20 protein-coding genes are annotated in these 21779 nt (G+C 53.2%); 8 read left to right on the top strand and 12 right to left on the bottom strand.

Annotation, left to right across the window (positions count from 1 at the left end):
- The first annotated feature begins 245 nt into the window (after positions 1 to 245).
- The gene (locus ACK3CJ_RS08095) at positions 246 to 521 is read left to right on the top strand and encodes a hypothetical protein (RefSeq protein ID WP_409525926.1); all 276 of its coding nucleotides are present in this window, start codon (positions 246 to 248) and stop codon (positions 519 to 521) included.
- An 85-nt stretch (positions 522 to 606) separates the two neighbouring features.
- On the opposite strand, the gene ACK3CJ_RS08090 is transcribed toward ACK3CJ_RS08095, so the two are convergent.
- Entirely contained in the window at positions 607 to 1536 is a 930-nt protein-coding gene (locus ACK3CJ_RS08090) for an electron transfer flavoprotein subunit alpha/FixB family protein (RefSeq protein WP_409525925.1), read from the bottom strand.
- Complete coding sequence (locus ACK3CJ_RS08085) at positions 1536 to 2285, bottom strand: electron transfer flavoprotein subunit beta/FixA family protein (RefSeq protein WP_409525924.1); 750 nt, start codon at positions 2283 to 2285, stop codon at positions 1536 to 1538. The genes ACK3CJ_RS08090 and ACK3CJ_RS08085 overlap by 1 nt, the downstream gene beginning before the upstream one ends.
- 286 nt (positions 2286 to 2571) lie before the next feature.
- Between ACK3CJ_RS08085 and ACK3CJ_RS08080 the strand changes: the two genes are divergently transcribed.
- Entirely contained in the window at positions 2572 to 4206 is a 1635-nt protein-coding gene (locus ACK3CJ_RS08080; RefSeq protein ID WP_409526565.1) for an electron transfer flavoprotein-ubiquinone oxidoreductase, read from the top strand.
- A gap of 57 nt (positions 4207 to 4263) precedes the next feature.
- Here the strand turns inward: ACK3CJ_RS08080 and ACK3CJ_RS08075 are convergent, their stop codons facing one another.
- The 3 genes from ACK3CJ_RS08075 to ACK3CJ_RS08065 form a co-directional block, all read right to left on the bottom strand.
- Positions 4264 to 5514: an IS256 family transposase gene (locus ACK3CJ_RS08075; protein ID WP_409522858.1), complete on the bottom strand. Its 1251-nt coding sequence runs from the start codon at positions 5512 to 5514 to the stop codon at positions 4264 to 4266.
- Between the two features lie 231 nt (positions 5515 to 5745).
- Complete coding sequence (locus ACK3CJ_RS08070) at positions 5746 to 5931, bottom strand: hypothetical protein (protein WP_409525923.1); 186 nt, start codon at positions 5929 to 5931, stop codon at positions 5746 to 5748.
- A gap of 140 nt (positions 5932 to 6071) precedes the next feature.
- Positions 6072 to 6215 carry a hypothetical protein gene (locus ACK3CJ_RS08065; RefSeq protein ID WP_409525922.1) on the bottom strand — a complete coding sequence of 48 codons (144 nt, stop codon included), beginning with the start codon at positions 6213 to 6215 and terminating at the stop codon, positions 6072 to 6074.
- Positions 6216 to 6719: 504 nt separating this feature from the next.
- On the opposite strand from ACK3CJ_RS08065, the gene ACK3CJ_RS08060 reads away from it, so the two are divergent.
- The 5 genes from ACK3CJ_RS08060 to ACK3CJ_RS08040 all read left to right on the top strand — a co-directional run bounded on the left by ACK3CJ_RS08060 (position 6720) and on the right by ACK3CJ_RS08040 (position 11699).
- Positions 6720 to 7271, top strand: coding sequence for a hypothetical protein (locus tag ACK3CJ_RS08060; protein ID WP_409525921.1), 552 nt, complete (start codon positions 6720 to 6722; stop codon positions 7269 to 7271).
- Positions 7272 to 7289: 18 nt separating this feature from the next.
- Positions 7290 to 7805 carry a hypothetical protein gene (locus ACK3CJ_RS08055; protein ID WP_409525920.1) on the top strand — a complete coding sequence of 172 codons (516 nt, stop codon included), beginning with the start codon at positions 7290 to 7292 and terminating at the stop codon, positions 7803 to 7805.
- Between the two features lie 162 nt (positions 7806 to 7967).
- Positions 7968 to 8924: a transporter gene (locus ACK3CJ_RS08050; RefSeq protein ID WP_409525919.1), complete on the top strand. Its 957-nt coding sequence runs from the start codon at positions 7968 to 7970 to the stop codon at positions 8922 to 8924.
- 135 nt (positions 8925 to 9059) lie between these two features.
- Positions 9060 to 10745 (top strand): IS1634 family transposase, encoded by a 1686-nt coding sequence (locus tag ACK3CJ_RS08045; protein ID WP_409525918.1) that lies wholly within the window; start codon positions 9060 to 9062, stop codon positions 10743 to 10745.
- 321 nt (positions 10746 to 11066) lie between these two features.
- Positions 11067 to 11699, top strand: coding sequence for a C39 family peptidase (locus ACK3CJ_RS08040; RefSeq protein ID WP_409525917.1), 633 nt, complete (start codon positions 11067 to 11069; stop codon positions 11697 to 11699).
- Between the two features lie 264 nt (positions 11700 to 11963).
- Here ACK3CJ_RS08040 and ACK3CJ_RS08035 read toward each other — a convergent pair whose 3' ends face one another.
- The 6 genes from ACK3CJ_RS08035 to ACK3CJ_RS08010 all read right to left on the bottom strand — a co-directional run bounded on the left by ACK3CJ_RS08035 (position 11964) and on the right by ACK3CJ_RS08010 (position 19540).
- Positions 11964 to 13859 carry a propionyl-CoA synthetase gene (locus ACK3CJ_RS08035; RefSeq protein ID WP_409525916.1) on the bottom strand — a complete coding sequence of 632 codons (1896 nt, stop codon included), beginning with the start codon at positions 13857 to 13859 and terminating at the stop codon, positions 11964 to 11966.
- A gap of 98 nt (positions 13860 to 13957) precedes the next feature.
- Positions 13958 to 14848, bottom strand: a complete 891-nt coding sequence (gene mmsB, locus ACK3CJ_RS08030) for a 3-hydroxyisobutyrate dehydrogenase (RefSeq protein ID WP_409525915.1) — start codon at positions 14846 to 14848, stop codon at positions 13958 to 13960.
- A gap of 74 nt (positions 14849 to 14922) precedes the next feature.
- Positions 14923 to 16023, bottom strand: a complete 1101-nt coding sequence (locus ACK3CJ_RS08025; RefSeq protein WP_409525914.1) for an enoyl-CoA hydratase/isomerase family protein — start codon at positions 16021 to 16023, stop codon at positions 14923 to 14925.
- Between the two features lie 13 nt (positions 16024 to 16036).
- Positions 16037 to 16813, bottom strand: a complete 777-nt coding sequence (locus ACK3CJ_RS08020) for an enoyl-CoA hydratase (protein ID WP_409525913.1) — start codon at positions 16811 to 16813, stop codon at positions 16037 to 16039.
- A 14-nt stretch (positions 16814 to 16827) separates the two neighbouring features.
- On the bottom strand, positions 16828 to 17982 hold the full coding sequence (locus tag ACK3CJ_RS08015; RefSeq protein ID WP_409525912.1) for an acyl-CoA dehydrogenase family protein: 1155 nt from the start codon (positions 17980 to 17982) through the stop codon (positions 16828 to 16830).
- A 64-nt stretch (positions 17983 to 18046) separates the two neighbouring features.
- A complete protein-coding gene (locus ACK3CJ_RS08010; protein ID WP_409525911.1) occupies positions 18047 to 19540 on the bottom strand; it encodes a CoA-acylating methylmalonate-semialdehyde dehydrogenase in 1494 nt (497 codons plus the stop codon).
- A gap of 236 nt (positions 19541 to 19776) precedes the next feature.
- On the opposite strand from ACK3CJ_RS08010, the gene ACK3CJ_RS08005 reads away from it, so the two are divergent.
- A complete protein-coding gene (locus ACK3CJ_RS08005) occupies positions 19777 to 20676 on the top strand; it encodes an AraC family transcriptional regulator (protein WP_409525910.1) in 900 nt (299 codons plus the stop codon).
- On the opposite strand, the gene hemH is transcribed toward ACK3CJ_RS08005, so the two are convergent.
- Entirely contained in the window at positions 20677 to 21765 is a 1089-nt protein-coding gene (hemH, locus tag ACK3CJ_RS08000) for a ferrochelatase (RefSeq protein ID WP_409525909.1), read from the bottom strand.
- Positions 21766 to 21779: the final 14 nt, after the last annotated feature.

The following is a 21779-nucleotide window of genomic DNA, read 5'->3' as shown; positions in this document are numbered from 1 at the left end:
TCTATTCTTTCGCAGCTGCATCAGCCCGTTAGTCTCTGTTTCAGCAAATGAAAATAGAGCATCAAGTCATACAAACTCGCAGTTGCAACATGAAAAGCTTATCAGCAGCAAAGGGAATAAATGAATAATACTCTCCTGCAGGCACTGGACTCCAGTTACAACTGTTCTACACTGGAGCTAGCCACAGGATGTCAGGTGGTTATCGGATCAGAACTGATCATCAAACGTAACAGGAGGTGAGGCAGATGCTGACCTACAACGAGTGCCTTGAAATGTGCGATCTAACCCCCGAAGAGATTGATGCAATCGCTGAGCATGAGCACGTTGATCCGATAATTGCGATGGCACTGGGGCATTATCTGGTGACACATCAGGGGGAAAATCGTATCAAGAGTATCATTCTAGATGATATAGAACATGCCAGAGGGTGCGGCAATCATGAGCGCGTTATCTTGTTAAGAAAGACCTTGTTGCACTTTATGGCCACACATCCTGATCCCAGGATAACCGGCGCAGCTTAAGCGCCTCCGGCTCTTGTCCAACCAACAGAGCTGAATGGGCCTCCCCGTCTGTCGCAGGGCGGGAGGCCCTTCTCATTTTCACCTGTTACAGTGATTTCTCCAACTCAGGTATGGCTTCAAACAGATCTGCAACCAGACCATAATCAGCTACCTGGAAGATAGGTGCATCCTCATCCTTGTTGATCGCAACAATCACCTTGGAATCTTTCATACCCGCCAGATGCTGAATCGCACCCGAAATACCAACAGCAATATACAGCTCCGGCGCAACGATTTTACCCGTCTGCCCTACCTGCATATCATTCGGGACAAAACCGGCATCGACCGCGGCACGTGATGCGCCGATGGCAGCACCCAGTTTATCGGCAACCTTTTCAAGCAGTGCGAAGTTTTCTTTGGAAGCCATACCGCGTCCGCCTGAAATGACGACACGTGCAGCTGTCAGCTCTGGACGATCGGATACCGCCATATCTTCAGAGATCAGACGGCTCAGACCCATATCCTTGACCTGACTCAGCGCCTCAACCGTTGCGCTGCCACCCTCTTCTGCAACTGCATCAAACGCCGTGGTTCTCACCGTGATCACCTTTGTATCGTCCAATGACTGAACCGTGGCGATCGCGTTACCGGCATAGATAGGACGCACAAAGGTATCGGGTGATTCAACCTTGATGATATCGGAGATCTGTCCGACATCCAGCAAGGCCGCAACGCGGGGCATGAAGTTCTTGCCGTTAGTGGTCGCAGGTGCCAGCAGATGCGTGTAACCCGGTGCCAGTTCAATCACCAGCGCAGCAACGTTTTCCGCGATCTCGTGATCGTAGGCTGCGTTATCAGCAACCAGTACTTTACGTACACCCGGTACTTTAGCTGCGTTATCTGCAACAGCGCTGCAGCCACTGCCGACAACCAGCAGGTCGATCTCGCCACCGATTTCACTGGCGGCTTTAACGGTGTTGAGTGTTGAAGGCTTCAGCGCTGTATTGTCATGTTCAGAAATTACCAGAATAGCCATCAGATCACCTTCGCTTCGTTTTTCAGTTTATCAACCAGCTCTGCCACGCTGCCAACCTTGATACCCGCCTGACGCTCGGCTGGTGGCTCAACCTTGAGCACCTTGCTGTGAGCTTTCACGCTGACGCCATAATCGGCAGGTGTTTTTGTGTCCAGCGGCTTTTTCTTCGCCTTCATGATATTCGGCAAAGACGCATAGCGCGGTTCATTCAAACGCAGATCAACAGTGACTACCGCTGGCAGTTTGATCGACAGAGTCTGCAGACCGCCATCCACTTCACGGGTCACCTTGAGCTGGTCACCATCTGCTTCGATAGCAGAGGCAAAAGCGCCCTGAGCCATGCCTGTCAGCGCCGACAACATCTGACCCGTCTGATTATTATCCGTATCGATCGACTGCTTGCCCATCAGCACCAGTCCCGGCTGCTCTTCTTCGACGATTTTTGCCAGTATTTTGGCAACCGTCAGGGATTCAAGCGCCTCATCGGACTGAACCAGTATGGCACGATCGGCACCCATCGCCAGCGCTGTACGCAGTTGCTCCTGAGCGGTAGCAGGCCCCATCGATACGACGACCACCTCTGTTGCCAGCCCAGACTCTTTCATGCGCACAGCCTGTTCGACCGCAATCTCACAAAAGGGATTGACTGCCATCTTGACGTTTTTCAGATCAACATCACTGTTGTCAGACATCACTCTGACCTTGACGTTGTAATCGATCACACGCTTGACCGTTACCAGCACCTTCATTGTGAATTCCTTTGTTGCTTTATTTTGATCAAAACTGTTGGCTCATCATACCAGCCATCTCATATAGGTAAAATCCCTTATGGCAAAAACGATCAACTTTGCAAAAAAGATGAACTAATTACATGAATAAGGGTTTTTACTTATGCCCAATAGCATAAAATAGCCTTTAGTATACTGTAACCTGATAATTTCATAAGAATCCGCTCATTCATAGATTCTATGAACAGAAATTATAAAAAATGAAGCTGAGCATTTTTTGAGGAGCCAAATCGTGAGTCGTGAATCGATGGAGTTTGACGTAGTAATCGTCGGAGCCGGTCCTTCCGGACTGTCAGCTGCATGCCGACTGATGCAGCAGGCACAGGCCAACGAACAGGAGATCACCGTCTGTGTGGTTGAAAAGGGTTCAGAAGTCGGTGCCCACATCCTGTCAGGTGCTGTCATGGAAACACGAGCACTGGATGAGCTCTTCCCTGACTGGCGCGAGCGCGGCGCACCACTGAACACCGCCGTAACCGCCGATGAGGTGTTTCTGCTCAGAAATGAAAAGAGCGCCATCAAGCTACCCAACTTCGTCGTGCCCAAGACCATGCACAACGATGGTAACTATATTGTCAGCCTGGGTAATGTCTGCCGCTGGCTGGCAGAGCAGGCCGAACAACTGGGTGTTGAGGTCTTCCCCGGCTTTGCCGCCGCAGAAGTGTTGTTCAATGAAGATGGCAGTGTCAAAGGGATCGCCACAGGTGATATGGGGATCGGTGCCGACGGCGAGAAAAAAGGCAGTTATACCGAAGGGATGGAGCTGCACGCCAAATACACTCTGTTCAGTGAAGGTTGCCGTGGCCACCTCGGTAAACAGCTTATCGCCCGTTACAAGCTGGATGAGGGGAAAGACCCTCAGCATTACGGCATCGGCATCAAGGAGCTCTGGGATATCGAGCCTTCGCGCCACAAGCCCGGTCTGGTCGTACATGGCTCCGGCTGGCCGCTGACAGATGGCGCCAGCGGTGGTTTCTTCCTCTACCATGATGAGAATAATCAGGTAGAGGTGGGTCTGATCGTGGATCTGAACTACTCCAACCCGCACCTGAGCCCGTTTGATGAGTTCCAGCGCATGAAACATCATCCGGAGATAGCAAAGTACCTCGAAGGTGGCAAGCGCATATCCTACGGTGCCCGTGCCATCACCAAAGGTGGATTCAATACACTACCCGAAATGGCGATGCCTGGCGCCCTGCTGCTGGGCTGTGATGCCGGCACGCTGAACTTTTCCAAGATCAAGGGTATTCACACCGCGATGAAGTCCGGCATGATCGCCGCTGAAGTGATTGTTGATTCACTGGCCAAGGGTGATGAAGGCGGCAAGAAACTGGACAGCTACACCGAAGCCTTCAAGAGCTCCTGGCTGTATGATGAGCTGTATCGGGCACGCAACTTCGGCCCGGCCATGCACAAGTTCGGCGCCTATCTAGGCGGCGCATTCAACTTTGTGGATCAGAATCTGTTCGGTGGCAAAATTCCCGTAACGCTTCACGATCTGCACAAGGATCATGAGCAACTGAAGCCTGCCAGCGAGTGTGCCAAAATCAGTTATCCGAAGCCGGACGGCAAGCTCTCTTTCGATAAGCTGACATCGGTGTTTCTGTCCAACGCGAATCACGAGGAGGATCAGCCGTCACACCTGAGGTTGACTGACCCGAGCATTCCGACCGGAAAGAACCTGGCGCTGTATGACGAGCCTGCACAGCGCTACTGCCCGGCGGGAGTCTATGAGGTGATTCAGGAGGCAACAGGACCGCGCTTCCAGATCAACTCGGCCAACTGCGTTCATTGCAAAACCTGCGACATCAAGGATCCTGCTCAGAACATCACCTGGGTGGTACCTGAAGGCGGCGGTGGCCCGAACTATCCGAACATGTAATAGCCAAGCAGCCATACAGCAGAGAGTTATTGTCAAATCTGGTGTTCAGCAGCCTGATCAAGCGGCGCTCCTCTGGTCGGATGTTGGCACCTCTTCTCCATCCCTGAACTTTACTCCGGTAATGACTTTGGCAAGATAGTCAAAGCCCCGTAGTTTTCTCCATTTTCCTTCAGCACACATGCCCAGCTTGAACATCATATGCAGCATGCCCGCTCTCGACAGGCAACCTTTTGAGCGCTTGGTCCGGTGGCGTATCGTACCGAACGTTGACTCAATCGGGTTCGTCGTCCTTATGCTTTGCCAGTGCGGGGCCGGGAAGTCGAAGAAGCTCAACAGCTCTTCATGATCCTTTAGCAGACACTCAGCCACCTTAGGGTACTTTGCCTGATACGTTCTGATGAAGGTATCGAACGCCTTTTCAGCATCGGCTCGTGTCTCAGCCTGCCAGATATCATGCAGCGCCTGCTTGGCTTTAGGCTGACTTGACTTCGGCAGTCGATTCAAGACATTGGCCGTTTTGTGCACCCAGCAGCGCTGCTGACGTGTCGATGGGTACACGTCCTCCAGCGCTGCCCAGAACCCCATCGCGCCATCGCCTACGGCCAACTCGGGTGCATTCATCCCGCGTCCCTTGAGACTTTCCAGCACGGCTTTCCAGCTTAGTGTCGACTCGCGTGCACCATCCTCAATGGCCAGGAAGTGCTTCTCGCCACGCTCATTGACGCCCATCACTACCAGCGCGCATAGCTTACTCTCCTCTGATCGCAGACCACTGTAGATGCCATCAGCCCAGATGTAGACCCAGCGGTCCTTATCCAGCGATCGCTTGCGCCACGCCTCATACTCATCGGCCCACTGGCGCTTCAGTCGTGACACCGTGTTGGCAGATAGCCCCTTTGCTTCAGGCCCTACCAGAGCTGACAGCGCCTCCTCCATCTCACCAGTCGATATTCCTTTCAGGTACAACCAAGGCAGGGCAGCCTCCAGACTCCGGGTCTTGCGAACATACGGCGGCACCAGTGCAGACCGAAAGGTCACCGCTTCACCATCCTTGCTGCGAACCTTGGGCACTTTCACTGTAACCGGGCCAATGCCGGTTTGGATCTCGCGCTCAGGCAAGTAGCCATTACGGACGATGGAGGCTCTACCATCATCCAATCGGCGATCCTGGTACGCCTCCATGAAGACAGCTAGCTCTGCCTCAATCGCTTGATGGATCAGATCCCGCGCTCCTTGGCGCAACAGATCAGATAACGGATCTCTTGTCTGATCTCGACGGGCAAACTCAACAAGGGTATTCTTGTTCATGGCGGTGTATCTCTTCTGTTGATTCGTTTTTTGGCGATTACAAATCAACCAGATACGCCGCTTTTTTTCAACTCTTCCGAACACCAGATTCAGTTATAACTCTACAGCAGAAGGGGCCACTCAGGCCCCTTCTTTTTTAGATTCGTGTCGAAAGCTGCTGTTGATTAATAGTTGATTAATAGTTGATTAATAGTTGATAAACTTATAAAGACATCCGTTAAAGACAGCTACTCAATGCAATGTCTGTTCGTATTTTTCCTTGATTGCAATCAAGGCCGGTTGAATATCCAGCGGCGCATACTGCATCGCTTGCTCAAACAGCTCTTTGTTCTCCTCGGATAGCCGCTCCTCTTCGCTCATTGCCGACAACTTGCGCATCGCTTCCATGAATTTCGGGTGTGGGGTTATAGCACTCATGATGCGGCCTCCTGTAATAATTAAAGGCGTAAGCGTTTTAAGACGGGCGAATGTCTGCTGCCTACACCTGTTAATTTTGCACATGCGGTGAAATAACGCAATCAGGGGCCTCGAAAAACCAGAGCAATCGCACTACCTGATCACGATGAGTGCCGGTCCGGGCTGGTGATACCGCTTCCGTGCGACACGCTTTTCGCCATCCCTGACTGCTCGACTGCCGCCATCCGTGGCGGCAGACGGTCGCCCAGAATCGGTACCACCACCCCTCTACAGTGCGTTGCCAACTGATAGGCACACCGGGTCCGGCTCTCTACCGATAATGGCGAGGTATACCGACAGGCGCAAACACATCCGGCCAACGCCTGGAGATAGTGCGATTGTCCTGTTCCGCGAACAACGAGGTATAGCGTTGACAACAACAGAGAGGAAGTTATAGTCGTTTTTTAGACCCAGATATAGATCAGACATCAGGATTGTGTCATGCCATGGATCAGGCCAGAAGTATTCATTAACTACCTGTACTCCATCCCCTTCAATTGTTTATTGTCTGTATTCCTGTCAGGACAACAGCAACTTGCCGCCCTTATATTTCCATTGCAGAAGACACTGCAACGGTTTGCCGCTATAGCGGCACACGCTTGCCACATCGGTTTTCATCTCAATACAAAACCTTCTCCATATTTACAGCAAAGCAACGAGCACGCGCAAAGCAGAACAAGGTTGGAGTTTTTTGGCCTGGAATATGCATATCTCAGACTGAGATACCACAAACATAAGGAGAAACTGTTATGAGCAGTATTACAGGAATGGGATTTTCAACCTACACCAATAACCAGACCCAGCGTACCAATACGGATCAAACCCGGGTGACGACCAATACCACGTTTGGTGAGGCATTCAATAAAGCCATCAGCACGCCAAAGCCTGCTGAGCAGGTATCGAATTCAAATCATGTTCAACCAAAGCTGTACAGCGCAGGAGGGCCAGGGGATGTCGCTATAGAGGGCTTTATACACACTGATGAAAATGGTAATGAATTTGATATCAGAAGGTTGGCTATTCCTGAATGGTGGCTTGATTATTCTAAAAATTCAATCGGCTCAAAATATCCTGCCTTAAGCAATCTTAGTGATTATGAGAACCATATGCTAAGCAATACTCTTAGGGATATCCTTTTTAACAAGACATTAAGCGATCTCGATATTGAAGCAGGATCTGATCAGTATGTCAATGAAGTTTTATTAGACCCAATCAGGAGCGAGGAGGTACACAAAAAATTCTGGGAAAATGTAAAAACTGATGATCGTATGGAAAAATACGTCAAGCATTATTATATCTAAAGAAAGGAAATAGATAGCATGATTGATAATAAAGTGAAATCAGGGGTTATTGCTCTCTCGCTGTTATATGCAGCCAATGCTTGGTCATCTCCAGTAATATTGGAGTCCTTAGCGAATCAAGGTGGTGTATATAAAACTATAGATGAGCCTGAATTAAAGAATGTTCGGGGAAGTTCAATAGTTTACGCTTCTGCCATTTACAGTGGTGCATTCCCTATGGCAACTCAGGGAAAATTAACCCATATGGTAAACTATCTCGGTTGGGGTAGTCAAAGCGATTATCGTTCATATTACTATCAAAGCTATTCATGGGCTCCACATGAAGAGGTTTATGTCCATTATGATGGATTGTATTTCTCAGCATTTGGTGATGAGTGGCGTGCAGATATGTCCAGCCCGATCAATCAGTGGAGCTACGCTAACTCCGTTGTTAAAGAGTGGCACTATAATCTATGGTATTCCGATGGAACACCCTCTCCCTATTATGCACGTGCCACATCCTGGAATCGCCCAATTTCCACCTTTTCATGGTAAACATGTTTTATAAACCCAGGCCGCAAAGTGAATCTTTGCGGCTTTTTTTCGTTTGAGGATAATATGAGAGTCAAGGGAATAGGTGCCTGTTTTCTGGTGGCATTTTTTATGTTGCCATGTGCTGCCGTTTCGGATGTCATAAGGTTGCATAATGGTGATGTCATGACGGGCAGGTTAATTTCGTTCGATGACGGAATCGTGGTATTCAACACCCGCTATGACGCCGTGGTTTCCATTCCGGCAGCGCAGCTTATTTCGATTGAAACGGATGGCGAGTATCGTGTCACGTTCAAAAGTGGCGATCGACTGACGGGTCGTCTGCAGTGGTCCGATGAAGATAAGAGCACCAACCTCCATTCAAGCCAGTTGGGCCAGATGGTGCTGAATATCGACAATATTGCATCGATGACCCGACATTTCGAACAACAGACGCCTGTTGCTTCTACCGTGGGGCAGGAGGGTGCATCTGAAAAGCAAGAGTATGGTGAGGATGTATCCAGAGCCGCGCCATTGGATTTCCTGACAGGCTCGACGGTTCTGCTCAGCCCGGGGCGCTATGAGCTGGATTTCGGGTTGCGTTACAATCAGTCCAGACAAGCCTCTTCCCTGATGAATATCGGGTACTTTCAGCGCTCGTCCATGGTTGCAAAACGGTTGTCGCTGAATACAACGCTCAGAGCGGGTCTGGCTGATCGTCTGGAGGGCTGGGTCAGTGTACCTCTGCATCACACCTACGTGGAACAGGTCTCAACCAACGAGTTTGTACGTGAAACGCGAGATACCCGCGTGGGTGATATCTCGCTGGGGTTGCAATATCAGATGCTGCAGGAATCCAGTCGCTACCCGGCACTGTCAGCCAGCTTGAACGTCAGCGCACCAACAGGCAAGAAGCACTATTTCGAGATTGTTGACTCCTGGCAGGACCCATTAAATAACGGCAGTGGCCATTGGGTTGTTTCTCCGGGGATTTCCTTTGTGCGCACGACCGATCCGGCCATTGTGTTTGGTGGCCTGAACTATGTGCATGCATTTCCAGCCACCATCAGCGGTTATCGGGTTCGTCCGGGCTGGGGTGTGGATGCCTATCTGGGGCTCCCGAGTTCGACAGTTATCCACTGAATAACCCCTGTTTTCCTGTACCGACACCAGTAATCATGCGGGTTTAGGTGTTGATATTTTCAAATGCCATGTAATGGCATGTCTGTGGATAACTATTTCCTTTTAATAGTGCTTTAAAATTGATATAGTCATGGCATGTTTGTCAAAGTCACTACATCCGGTCCCCGCAAATACGTTCAGCTCGTGGAAGCCTATCGAGACGAGAACGGCCGCCCGAAGCAACGTACGATTGCCACACTGGGGCGGCTGGACAAGCTCGGCGACGAGCTGGAGTCCGTTGTCGAAGGACTCTGCCGTATCACGGGTCGCTCACTACCCGATAAGCCCGACGTTGCGTTCGAGTCATCCCGTGCGCTCGGCGACGTCTGGGCGTTGACTCAGCTCTGGAATGCCCTGGGCTTTGATCAGTTACGCAAGGTCTTTCGGGGTACCCGGCACAGCATCCAGATTGAGTCGCTGATCCGCATCATGGTCATGAACCGGCTGACCTCACCCGACTCCAAACTGGGCGTCCTGCGCTGGCTGGAGACCGTGTGCATACCGGGTGTCAGCGGTATGGACAAGATCGATCATCAACACCTGCTGCGCGCCATGGATGCGCTCAATGAGCATCAGGCTGCGGTAAATGACAAAGTAACAGAGCTGCTGCGGCCCTTGATTGATCAGGAGTTGTCTGTTGTATTTTACGACATGACCACGATTCGAGCAGAAGGTCTGACACAACAGGCGAACGAGTTGCGTCAATATGGACGCTCCAAAGAGGGCGGCATCCGGCGTCAGGTCATGCTGGGTATGGTCCAGACTGCGGATGGCTTGCCGCTGTACCACGAAGTGTTCGAAGGTAACACCGCCGAGGTCAAAACCCTGCAGCCCACGGTGCAGACCATCATTGAGCGCTTTCCGGTTAAACGTATTATCGTGGTGGCTGACCGTGGCTTACTGTCGATCGATAACCTGGAAGAGCTGCAACAGATCACCCTGCCCAGCGGCCAGCCACTGGAGTTCATTCTGGCCGTGCCGGGGCGGCGATACGGCGACTTTGAACCGATACTGGAACCGCTGCAGAGCAGCGTGTTCGCCGACGCCACCGCAGAAGTGATCACAGAATCCAAATGGCAGAAACAACGCCTGATCATTGCTCATGATCCCCGACGGGCGGCGGATGAAATTGCCACCCGTGATGCGCGAATCGAAGCGCTTGAGCAGGAAGCGGAACGGCTTGCCGCCAAGCTGGATCGACAGGATGAGGGCGAGAAAGCGCGTGGCCGCAAGCTCTCAGACGGTGGGGCCACGGCCCGTCTGTATAAAGAAGTCAGCGAGTCTGGCTTGGCAAAGATCGTTAAAGTCAATCTGAAGAGTCCACTGTTCAGCTATGATGTGGATGCTTCTGCCTTGCAGCAAGCGCGCCTGATGGATGGCAAACTGCTGCTGGTCACCAACGTGCAGGATCTGGCGCCTGACGAAGTGGTCAGACACTACAAGTCGCTGGCGGATATCGAGCGTGGCTTCAAGGCGTTGAAATCAGACATTGAGATCGGGCCGGTGTACCACCGGTTACCGGAACGTATCCGGGCACATGCGATGATCTGCTTCATTGCGCTGGTCCTGCATAGAGTGATGCGGATGCGCCTCAAGGCAGCAGACTCAGCGCACTCACCGATGAGAGCCCTGGCGCAGTTGCGTCGTATCCAGTATCACCAGGCAAGCCTGAATGGCAGCCCTGTCACAGGTCTCTCATCCATGACGAGTGAGCAGTTGGATATACTCAAAGCACTGAACATCGAAAAACCGACGGTTAGCACTGATTATCTGAGTTTGTAGTGGAACGTTTTTGATCGCGATCTATATAAATCAGTTACTTATACGCTGAACTGTTGAACTCGGGGGGGCTGGGTTTTGCGCTGAATGACCGGCTTTCTGTCGGATCGAGATTTTCTTATTCACATCGCTCGAACCAGAAAGTAGATGGCGACACCATACAGGGCTCATCAACAGATCCGATGGACCTGACGCTCTCTTTTTCATATGCCCTGTCAAACGAGTGGGTGATAGTGCCGCAAGTGGCTTATGCGCTGAATGACGATGCCGGTACACCAGGCATTGCCCTGAGCCTGAAAAGGAAGCTGTAAGGTGGGCTGGAGAATGAAAGTGCTACGCTACCTGCTTGTCGGCGGTTGCCTGCTGTGGAGTATGAGTTCATTGGCGCAACCGCCATCGGTAACATCCATGAAAGCGCTGAAAATGTCCGGTATCGAGCGCCAGACACAAGACTACTCCTGTGGTGCTGCTGCCTTGTCAATTTTACTGACAGATTACTTTGATGATCCGTTGGATGAACTGACATTGTTGACCGATATGCTGTCGAGACTCAGTCCTGAAGAGGTGCAGCTGCGTATTTCTGATGGATTCTCCATGCTGGATATGAAACAACAAGCTGAGCGGCTGGGCTATATGGCAGAAGGTATTTTATTACCTCAAGAGTCTGTCCAGCATCTGGCTGGCCCTGTCATTATTCTGGTTCAGCTTGATGATCTGAAGCATTTTGTTGTCCTGAAAGGCATCACGGCAGGCCGCGCCTACCTTGCCGACCCGGCAAGAGGGAATCTGCGAATACCGCTGTATGAGCTGCTCGAGCAATGGAAAGGTGAAACGCTGGTATTGGGTAGGGCAGATATCGGACTACCGAAATATCATGGCCTGGCATTACCGACGGGTAGTGCCAGAGCGCCTGAGACAGATGTGGTGAGGTCGCTCAAATTTTCACCGATTCATTGACGTTACTGCCTAGCCCGGACTCTCCGAAGGACGGTGTGGTCGGGCCTGGCTGACCGTCTGCCGCCAAGGCCGAAAAATGCTCCTGCATTTTCGGCATTCCCGCCGTCTATGGCGGTCAGGGCGGCAGCCGAGCCCTCAGGGACGAGTTCACGGCGTGTGACAGAGCCGACCACATCGACTCAACGCCTGGAGAGTGCGATTGCCCTGCCCAAACAACCGTTCAGCTGGTTTTCGAGGCCCACTCGGTTCTGTAAACCACCAGCTTCAGTTGCCGATAAAACCCGCCTTTATCAGGTAAGCCTCTATCTCAGGCAGAATCGACTCATCATCTATGGTCGATGGCATCTTATAGGACTCACTGGCCGCGATCTTGCGCAACACCGCGCGCAAAATCTTTCCCGAGCGGGTCTTCGGAAGGCGCTGCACCACGATTGCACGGCGAAAACATGCCAATGCCCCGACCTGATCACGTACCATCTCGACCAGCTCATGTTCCAAGTCGGACTCGACTACCTCCACACCCGCCTTGAGGACGACCAGCCCGACCGGTATCTGGCCGCGTAGCTCGTCCGTAACACCAATCACCGCGCACTCGGCCACTGCAGCATGTGCAGAAACCACCTCTTCCATCTCTCCGGTGGAGAGTCGATGGCCAGACACATTAATCACATCATCCGTGCGACCGGTGATGTAGATATAGCCATCCTCATCCTTATAGCCGCCATCTCCGGTGTGATAGTAGCCAGGAAAGGCGGTCAGATAGGAGCCGGAGAAACGTTCATCATTGCGCCAGATGCTCCAGGCAAAACCGGGCGGCATCGGTAGCTTGACGCAGATATTACCCGACTGCATCGCATCCACTTCACTGCCATCGCCATCCAGCACCCGTATATCATAGCCGGGAATCGGCCGGTTGGTAGAACCCAGACGTGGAGCAGAGGGTTGATCCCACCCCATCATCGGTGCCGTCATCGGCCAGCCGGACTCAGTTTGCCACCAGTGATCCAGCACGGGTACCTGCAGCAGATCATCCAGCCAGTAGTAGGTGGAGGAGTCCAGTTTTTCGCCCGCAACAAAAACCCAGCGCAGACTACTCAGATCATATTTCCTTGCCAGATCCCCATTCGGATCCTCCTTGCGAATCGCCCGGAAGGCGGTCGGAGCACAGAACATGGAGTTGACCCCATACTCCCCGATCACACGCCAGAAAGTACCGGCATCCGGTGTTCTGACCGGTTTTCCTTCAAAGAAGATCGCGCTGCACCCACCCATCAGTGGGCCATATACGATGAATGAATGGCCAACCACCCAACCGATATCGGACGCGCCCCACCAGACATCACCAGCTTTCATGCCATAAACATTGTGCAGCGCATACTTGAGTGCCACCGCATAGCCGCCGGTATCGCGGACGATCCCTTTGGGCTGGCCGGTGGTACCTGAGGTGTAGAGAATGTAGAGCGGATCACTACCCTTGACCGGTACGCAGTCGGCGGGCTCAACTCCCTGCTGCACTTCATACCAGTCAAGATCGCGTGCTGGATCCATCTCTGCCTTCAGCATTGGACGCTGACAGACCAGTGTATGAGTGGGCTTGTGACGGGCCAGGCTGATCGCTTTATCCACCAACGGCTTGTAGGCGATCTTCTTGTCAAACTCGATACCACAGGAGGCTGTCAGAATCAGTTTGGGCTCGGCATCATCGATACGCAGCGCCAGCTCATTCGCTGCAAAACCTCCGAATACCACCGAATGTACCGCCCCTAAACGGGCACAGGCCAGCATCGCCACGGCAGCTTCGGGGATCATCGGCATATAGATCACGACAGTGTCGCCCTTGCCGACAGAGAGTTTTTTCAGCGCACCGGCAAAATGGACCACCCGCTCATGCAACTGGCTGAAGGTGATCGCCTCTTTGGTATCGGTAACCGGTGAGTCGTAATAGAGCGCCACCTGATCGCCACGCCCCTGCTCGATCTGATGATCAAGCGCCAGATAGCTCATATTCAGTTCGCCATCCGGATACCAGCAATAGGTACCATTTCCGGTTGGCTGCAGGAAGGTCTGCGGTGCCTTGAACCAGGCCAGTGTCGCCGCCTGTTCAGCCCAGTATTGCTCGGGGTTATCTAGATAAGCCTGATACTGATCCTTGTAGATCATCTGCCACCTCTGATTATTATTGTTTGCAGAATCACTGGGCGGCCATTACGCCGCCCATCTGACTGATTAGCTGATGCTGACTGGATAACGGATGCTGATCACTTATCCTTGTACAGCTTGATCAGGCTGGAAAAATCCAACCCACCATTTCCAGCCGTCTTGTGCAGATTGAACAATGCACGTGCAGCAGAACCCATCGGGGTGGGTGCAGCGCTGTGCTGACTCAGATCCATCGCCAGGCCCAGATCCTTGTACATCAGATCCACCTGGAAACCGCCCTGATAGTCGCGTGAAGCCGGTACGTTCTCCATCACACCCGGCACAGGATTATAGACCTGCAAAGCCCAGTTATTACCGGAGCTCTGCTTCATGATCTCAGAGAGAATCGCCGGATCGAGCCCGTTCTTGATTCCCATATTCAGTGCTTCACAGGTGCCGGCCATGAGGATACCGAGCATCATGTTGTTGCACACTTTAGCGATCTGACCGGCGCCATGATCACCGGCATGGAAGATGTTCTTACCCATCGCCTTCAACACAGGCTCGGCACGGGCAAACTGCTCAGCAGTACCGCCGACGATAAACGTCAGTGTACCCGCCTGCGCGCCACCGACTCCGCCGGATACCGGCGCATCAACGAAATCGATCCCTTTTTCGGCAGCCGCTGCGGCAACACTGCGCGCGGTCTGCACGTCGATGGTTGAGCTGTCGATCACCAGTGTACCCGGTGCAATATGGTTGAACAGCGCATCCTCACCGCTGACCAGCAACCCCTGAACATGGCGCCCGGCCGGCAGCATGGTGATAACGAATTCTGCACCGGCTACGGCAGTGACGGCACTCTGCGCCGCCTCACATCCGCCATCGACGGCATGCTTGAGCGCCTCTGCCGACAGATCAAACGCTTTTACCTGGTGTCCGGCTTTGGCCAGGTTCACGGCCATCGGCCCACCCATATTGCCCAGACCAATAAATGCAATTAACGCCATGATACTATCCCTCTGTTTTTATTCTGTTTTATTGGACAAGCCACTGCAGGTCAGCTGATAAATTTCTAAGCTCTTTACAAATCCTGCAGCGGGTTTACCGGCCAGGGTGATTTGAACAACCCAGCCACAAATTCCGGTTCGACCTTATCCAGAGAACTGAATACCCAGTTCGGTTGATTGTCCTTATCTACCAGCAAGGCTCGCACGCCCTCGGCGAACTCCTCGTGTCGGCAACACTGCACCGACAGAATCAACTCCTGCTGGAACACCTCTTTCAACGACAGGTGACGTGACCGTTTCAACTGCTCATGGATCATAACGATCGACAGCGGGCTGCCATGAGTGATCGCTCGTTTTGCGCGCAACACCCATTTATCATCCGACTCAAGTGCACTGAGTGCAGCCACCATACCCTGCACGGTGTCATGATCTGTGATCTGACGTATCAGCGCTTCGTGCTCGCGAATCGGCGCAGGCATCTCGGCAAGACTGGCTGCGGCTTCCTGCTCCAGCTCACGCAACACCTGACTGATCAAACCACCGGCGTCACCATTCCAGCTCAGGGTTTGCAACCGCTGCAGAAATCCATCACGCATATCGGACCTGAGCGCACGATCCGCGAGGCCAAGATACAGTGCATCAGGTGCATTGATCGGATTACCGGTCAGCCCCAGAAACAATCCACTGCGCCCCGGCATCCGGTTCAGAAACCAACTGCCGCCAACATCAGGATAGAGCCCAATAGTCACTTCCGGCATCGCCAGATGTGAGGTTTCAGTGACCACACGATGGCTGCAGCCATTCATCAGCCCCATGCCGCCGCCCATCACGATACCGCTGGCCCAGCAGATCACCGGTTTGGAGTAAGTATGCAGGGTATAGTCCAGGCGATACTCACGGGTGAAAAAGGCTTCCGGAAAATCTGGGTCACCATCCCCCTTGATAGAGCGGTATAGATTAACGACATCACCACCGGCACAGAACGCCTTGCTGCCGGCGCTGTCGAGAAAAACGGCCACTACACGTTCATCCTGCTGCCAGCGATCCAGCTGTGGCTGAATCAGATCGATCATCTCCAGCGTCAGCGCATTCAGCGAGCGCTCGGCATTCAGGCAGATCTCACCAATCAGATGACCATCAGCCGTTGGGTGTTCAGTAAAAAGGACACAGCTCATATTGATCTCCAGATCAGCGATTTTTCCATTGCGGTTTGCGCTTTTCGAGAAAGGCATTTACCCCCTCACGCTGATCTTCGGTGTGGAACAGATCAACGAACAGCTCCCGCTCCAGAATATAGCCCTGATCCAGCGTGCGAGTGCGGCCTGATTGGATCAGCGTCTTGCATGCCGATACTGCCGAAGGGCTCTGGCTACCGACCTGTTCCGCCAGTGCCAGCGCCTGCTCCAGCGACTGACCCCGCTCAACCACCTCTTCCACCAGACCGATCGCCAGTGCTTTATCCGCCTTGACCTGTTCACCGCAGAGAATCATCCGCTTGGCCCAGCCTTCGCCGACCAGCAGCGTCAGATTCTGCGTGCCACCGGCACAGGGCAGCAATCCGACCTTGGCTTCAGGCAGCGCCATGACCGCCTGCTCCTCGGCAATGCGCAGATCACACGCCAGCGCAACTTCCAGCCCACCACCCATCGCATAACCATTGATCGCAGCGATGGAGACACCCCGGAAGCGGCTCAGCGTCTCGAATGCCTGGCCGAACAGGCGCGCCATATCACGCGCGACACTGCGATCACCATCGGCAAACAGCTTGAGATCGGCGCCGGCTGAGAAAAACTTCTCACCCTGGCCTGTCAGTACCAGACTCCAGATATCACGATCGGCATTCAGCTCTTCGATAATACTGACCAGCGCCTGCAGGCTGTCTGCCGTCCAGGTGTTGGCCGGCGGGTTATTCATGGTCAGCAGTGCTACGTGACCGCGTTTTTCTACCCGAATCGCATCGGACATATCGCTTATCTCCCTCACAGTTCGTTGCTGGCATCCGCCAGCAGACGGCGTGCAATGATCACACGCATGATCTCGTTGGTGCCTTCCAGTATGCGATGAACACGACTGTCACGCAGATAGCGCTCCATCGGATACTCCTTGATATAGCCATTGCCACCGTAGAGTTGCAACGCCTCGTCACAGATCTGATAACCGGCATCGGTCGCAAAGCGTTTGGCCATGGCACAGTAAGTGCTGGCGTCCGGATCCTGTCGATCCAGTTTGCTGGCCGCCAACCTGACCATCTGCCGCGCGGCCACCAGTTCAGTCGCCATATCCGCCAGACGGAACTGCAGTGCCTGAAAATCCGCCAGACGCTGACCGAACTGCTTGCGCTCCAGCATATATTCACGCGCCTTGTTCAGCGCCTGCTGCGCCGTGCCGACCGAGCAGGCAGCGATATTGATACGCCCGCCATCCAATCCCTTCATTGCCAGCACGAAACCTTCACCTTCCTCACTGAGCAGGGCATTGGCCGGTACTTGGACATCCTCAAAGGTGATCATCCGTGTCGGCTGGCTGTTCCAGCCCATCTTGTCCTCTTCGCGCCCGTAGCTGATGCCGTTGGCTTTGGCGTCCACAGCAAATGCCGATACGCCACGCGCACCAGGACCACCGCTTCTCGCCATCACCACTAACAGGTCAGTACTGCCGGCGCCGGAGATAAACATCTTGCTGCCGTTGATGACATAGTGATCACCTTCACGACGAGCGGTTGTCTTCAAAGACGCGGCATCCGAACCGGAGTTGGGCTCAGTCAGACAGTAGGAGCCCAACAAGGCACCGGTCACCAGCCCCTCACCCCAGCGTTCGATCACCTCTGGTGTACCAAAGCTGGTCACCATCCAGGTCACCATGTTGTGAATAGTCAGATACGCCGTGGTCGAGGTGCATCCCATCGACAGACGTTCAAAAATAATGCTCGCATCCAGGCGGCTCAAACCGAGTCCGCCGACACTCTCAGGTGCATAGATGGAGCAGAAACCGAGCTCACCTGCCTTGCGCAGCACATCGACCGGAAAGGTGTGTTCATGATCCCACTGGGCGGCATGAGGCTCCAGCTCGTTTCGCGCAAACGCCGATGCCATATCGGAAAACGCAACCTGATCTTCGTTTAATTCAAAATCCATCCTATCCCCCTGAAACAGGGCGCCGAGCGCCCTGAGACTGATGACTTCACTGACTCAGAACTGACTATCTGAGCTGAATCGTCATATTGGGACCAGAGGCGATATCGTCCTCAAACCAGCGCGCCGTAACGGTTTTGGTTTCGGTATAGAAACGTACCGCCTGCTTGCCATAGGCGTGCTGATCGCCGTAGAAAGATTTACGCCATCCAGTGAAGGAGAAGAACGGCAGTGGCACAGGCACAGGCACGTTGATACCGACCTGACCGACCTGGATCTCGTGCTGATACTTGCGCGCTGCAGCACCCGATGCCGTGAAAATAGAGGTACCGTTACCATAGGGGTTCTCGTTGATCAGCTTGATCGCCTCCTCCAGCGTGTCCACCTCCAGCACGATCAGTACCGGCCCGAAAATCTCTTCACGATAGATCGACATATCAGTCGTCACATTGCGGAACAGGGTTGGCCCCACCCAGTTGCCATCCGGGAAGCCGGGCACAACGCATTCACTGCCATCCAGCAGACATTCAGCACCGGCATCCTTACCTTCCTGAATAAAGCGCAGCACACGCTCTCTTGACTGAGGATTGATCAGAGGTCCATAACCCGCTTTCGGGTCATCCCAGGCACCGGGGGTCACTTGCGCCAGTGCATCCTTCAGATCAGAGATCCACTCACTCGCCTGGCCGACAAAAACTGCTACCGAGATCGCCATGCAGCGCTGTCCACCCGCACCGACAGAAGCGCCCACCAGGTTGTTGATCACCTGCTGTTTCTGCGCATCCGGCATTATCACCATATGGTTCTTGGCACCGGCAAATGCCTGAACACGTTTCATGTGATCGGTGCCGGTTTTGTAGATATGCTCACCAACCGCCACAGAGCCGACAAAGGAGATCGCCGGCGTATCCGGATGAACCAGCAACTGATCCACCACCTCTTTGGTGCCATGCACCACCTGCAACAGTCCATCCGGCGCGCCGGCTTCCTGGAACAACTCAGCCAGACGCATCGGCGTCAGCGGGTCCTGTTCGGAGGGTTTCAGGACAAAACTGTTACCGCAGGCGATCGCCATCGGGAACATCCACAGCGGGATCATCGCAGGGAAATTGAACGGCGTGATGCCGACACAGACCCCCAGAGGCTGGGTGTAACTGTAGCAATCCACTTTGCGCGCCACGTTCTCAACTGTTTCACCCATCGACAGGGACGCGATGTTGCAGGCATGTTCAACCACTTCAATACCGCGCCAGACATCACCCTTGGCATCTTCGAAGGTTTTACCGGTTTCGCCACTCAGAATCGTGGCGATCTCATCATGATGCTCCTTCAGCAGTGCCTGATAGCGCAGCATGACACGGGCACGCTCAGATACGGGCACCTCTTTCCAGGTCTCGAATGCCGCCTTGGCAGAAGCTACCGCCTGATCCACCTCTTCAGGTGTGGCGCAGGGCACCTGAGCAATCACTTCCTGAGTGGCCGGGTTAGTCACGGGAATCCACTGGCTGGTCTGACTCTGCACCATTTTGCCGTTGATCAGGAGAGGAACTTGATGTGTCATGGTCGATACCTTCAATTAATGATTTATTGTTATTCATTGCACTTTACTGTGTTAGTTACGCCCTTAGGCAAAGGGTTCTTACGTATACGTCAAGCAAGGTGCTGAAATCGTTGTCATGCCTCTATTTTTATCACAGGGGCGGGAACGCAAGGATTGATAATATTGCTGATATGATGGACTATATTGCGCATCAATAAGGGAAATTACCCATACCAAGGTATAAGAGGTGACACAATATGAGCCATCCTTCCGACTGGCCCTTGCCACAGGACAGTATTCGCTTTGTACTGCCACGGAGAATGGTATCCCAACTTGCAAATCACCCCTTGAGCAGACAACTCTACCCATTGGGTATCGGTTACTATCAATATGCCAAAGGGCATCAGATGTCGCGCCAGCAACATGATGACAACCTGTTGATCTACTGTCTGGAGGGTCAAGGGAGGCTGGAGGCCTGCGGTAAAAAGAGAATAATCCAGCCGGGTGAACTGATGCTGCTGGCAAAAGGTATCGAGCACACCTACCATGCAGACCCCTATCGCCCCTGGACCATCTACTGGATCCACTTTGATGGTGAGCTGAGCCAGGATTTCATCGACCAGATCAATTCCGACGCTCAGAACCCGGTTGTTCCGCTGGGTCTGCATTCAAGACTGGTGGCCGACTTTGAGGCGCTGCTGGATACCCGCCAGGCCAGTCACCATCTCAATGCGTTTCTGCACAGTGCCAATCTGCTGCGCCAGATAATGACACATATTGTGCTGCTCAAACCGCTGGGCAAGCGGCAAGCCAACGACACGTTCGATCTGGAGAAGATTCACAGTCTGATGCAGGCACGGCTGCATGAGCAACTGGACGTCGACACGCTGGCAAATGCCATTTCGATGTCCAAGTTCCACTTCATCAAGAAGTATGGTGAACTCACCGGAACCACCCCGATCAACCACTTTATCCAACTCAAGATAGAACGCGCCTGCCACCTGCTGGATGTCACCAGCAAGAGCATCGCTGAAGTGGGCTGGGCGATTGGCTATGAAGATGCCTATTATTTCTCGCGTATTTTCAAGAAAATCATGGGGATATCACCCAGCCACTATCGCCGTATCCGGCTGGGCGAATCCTCCTACAAGAGCTGATCAACTGCTCTGCGCACCGGCAGCATTGGCCAGCACGGCTGCCTGCTCCGTATCTCTGGCTGGTGATGAGAGCCAGTGCTCCAGATGAGGTCTGACCAGCTCTGCCAAGGCATCAATATGTACCGGCTCGGCATTCAATGCAGGGATATATTCATAACGTTGACCACCAGCATGTACAAAGTACTCACGATTCTCTTCCTCTATCTCCTCCAGTGTCTCCAGACAATCCGCTGAGAAACCGGGGCAGAACACCTGTACCGACGTGATACCTTCGCCCGGAAGTGCCTTCAGGGTCATATCCGTATAGGGCTTGAGCCACTCTTCACGACCGAAACGCGACTGAAAGGTGGTGCGGTATTGACTGGCATCCAATCCCAGCCGCTCGGCAAGAAGTCGCGACGTTTTAAAACACTCACAATGGTAGGGATCACCATTAAGGAGATAGCGCTTCGGGATACCATGATAGGAGAGCAGCAGCAGATCCGCCCTGCCCTTGTCAGCCCAGTAAGCTTCTATATGCTTTGCCATCGCTTCGATATAGGGTGGAAAATCATGGTAGTGACTGATGAATGTCAGATCCGGAAGCCAGCGACGCTGCATGAAATCCGCTGCAACAGCATCAAAGGTCGACCCGCTGGTGGAGCCTGAGTACTGAGGATAGAGGGGCAATACCAGCAAGCGAGTCACCCCCTGCTGTTGCATTTTATCCAGCACCGAACTGATCGACGGATTACCATAACGCATGGCAAACTCGACTACCACACGATCACCATGGATCTGCTGCAACTGCTCTCGCAGCGCAGTGCACTGATCCTGAGTATGCAGCAGCAGCGGCGAACCGCGCTCGGTCCAGACCTTGCGATAAGCAGCGGCTGATCGGCGTGGACGGATATTCAGAATCACACCGTTCAGTATCAGCCACCAGACAGGCCGTGGCACTTCGACAACACGAGGGTCTGATAGAAACTCTTTGAGATACCTGCGCAGGGCTGACGGGGTTGGTTCATCCGGTGTGCCAAGATTGGTGATCAATACACCCAGCTTGTCAGCCTGACGATGAGAGAAATTTTCTACACCCTTGAAGCCCATGAAATCCTTCCTGT

The organism is Nitrincola salilacus, assembly GCF_046271865.1.
In the GTDB taxonomy this organism is placed as follows: Bacteria; Pseudomonadota; Gammaproteobacteria; order Pseudomonadales; family Balneatricaceae; genus Nitrincola; species Nitrincola salilacus.
The sequence above is the reverse complement of the archived record's forward strand: the minus strand, read 5'-3'. Positions and strand labels throughout refer to the sequence as shown.

What these genes read in the sequence shown, in the direction of transcription:
- ACK3CJ_RS08080 (WP_409526565.1), top strand. Translation starts at nt 2,572, where the DNA reads ATGGAGTTTGACGTAGTAATCGTCGGAGCCGGTCCTTCCGGACTGTCA.
- ACK3CJ_RS08040 (WP_409525917.1), top strand. Translation starts at nt 11,067, where the DNA reads ATGAAAGTGCTACGCTACCTGCTTGTCGGCGGTTGCCTGCTGTGGAGT.
- ACK3CJ_RS08050 (WP_409525919.1), top strand. Translation starts at nt 7,968, where the DNA reads ATGACGGGCAGGTTAATTTCGTTCGATGACGGAATCGTGGTATTCAAC.
- ACK3CJ_RS08035 (WP_409525916.1), bottom strand. Translation starts at nt 13,859, where the DNA reads ATGATCTACAAGGATCAGTATCAGGCTTATCTAGATAACCCCGAGCAA.
- ACK3CJ_RS08005 (WP_409525910.1), top strand. Translation starts at nt 19,777, where the DNA reads ATGAGCCATCCTTCCGACTGGCCCTTGCCACAGGACAGTATTCGCTTT.
- hemH (WP_409525909.1), bottom strand. Translation starts at nt 21,765, where the DNA reads ATGGGCTTCAAGGGTGTAGAAAATTTCTCTCATCGTCAGGCTGACAAG.
- mmsB (WP_409525915.1), bottom strand. Translation starts at nt 14,848, where the DNA reads ATGGCGTTAATTGCATTTATTGGTCTGGGCAATATGGGTGGGCCGATG.
- ACK3CJ_RS08045 (WP_409525918.1), top strand. Translation starts at nt 9,060, where the DNA reads ATGTTTGTCAAAGTCACTACATCCGGTCCCCGCAAATACGTTCAGCTC.
- ACK3CJ_RS08085 (WP_409525924.1), bottom strand. Translation starts at nt 2,285, where the DNA reads ATGAAGGTGCTGGTAACGGTCAAGCGTGTGATCGATTACAACGTCAAG.
- ACK3CJ_RS08025 (WP_409525914.1), bottom strand. Translation starts at nt 16,023, where the DNA reads ATGAGCTGTGTCCTTTTTACTGAACACCCAACGGCTGATGGTCATCTG.
- ACK3CJ_RS08070 (WP_409525923.1), bottom strand. Translation starts at nt 5,931, where the DNA reads ATGAGTGCTATAACCCCACACCCGAAATTCATGGAAGCGATGCGCAAG.
- ACK3CJ_RS08060 (WP_409525921.1), top strand. Translation starts at nt 6,720, where the DNA reads ATGAGCAGTATTACAGGAATGGGATTTTCAACCTACACCAATAACCAG.
- ACK3CJ_RS08010 (WP_409525911.1), bottom strand. Translation starts at nt 19,540, where the DNA reads ATGACACATCAAGTTCCTCTCCTGATCAACGGCAAAATGGTGCAGAGT.
- ACK3CJ_RS08095 (WP_409525926.1), top strand. Translation starts at nt 246, where the DNA reads ATGCTGACCTACAACGAGTGCCTTGAAATGTGCGATCTAACCCCCGAA.
- ACK3CJ_RS08015 (WP_409525912.1), bottom strand. Translation starts at nt 17,982, where the DNA reads ATGGATTTTGAATTAAACGAAGATCAGGTTGCGTTTTCCGATATGGCA.
- ACK3CJ_RS08075 (WP_409522858.1), bottom strand. Translation starts at nt 5,514, where the DNA reads ATGAACAAGAATACCCTTGTTGAGTTTGCCCGTCGAGATCAGACAAGA.
- ACK3CJ_RS08020 (WP_409525913.1), bottom strand. Translation starts at nt 16,813, where the DNA reads ATGTCCGATGCGATTCGGGTAGAAAAACGCGGTCACGTAGCACTGCTG.
- ACK3CJ_RS08055 (WP_409525920.1), top strand. Translation starts at nt 7,290, where the DNA reads ATGATTGATAATAAAGTGAAATCAGGGGTTATTGCTCTCTCGCTGTTA.
- ACK3CJ_RS08090 (WP_409525925.1), bottom strand. Translation starts at nt 1,536, where the DNA reads ATGGCTATTCTGGTAATTTCTGAACATGACAATACAGCGCTGAAGCCT.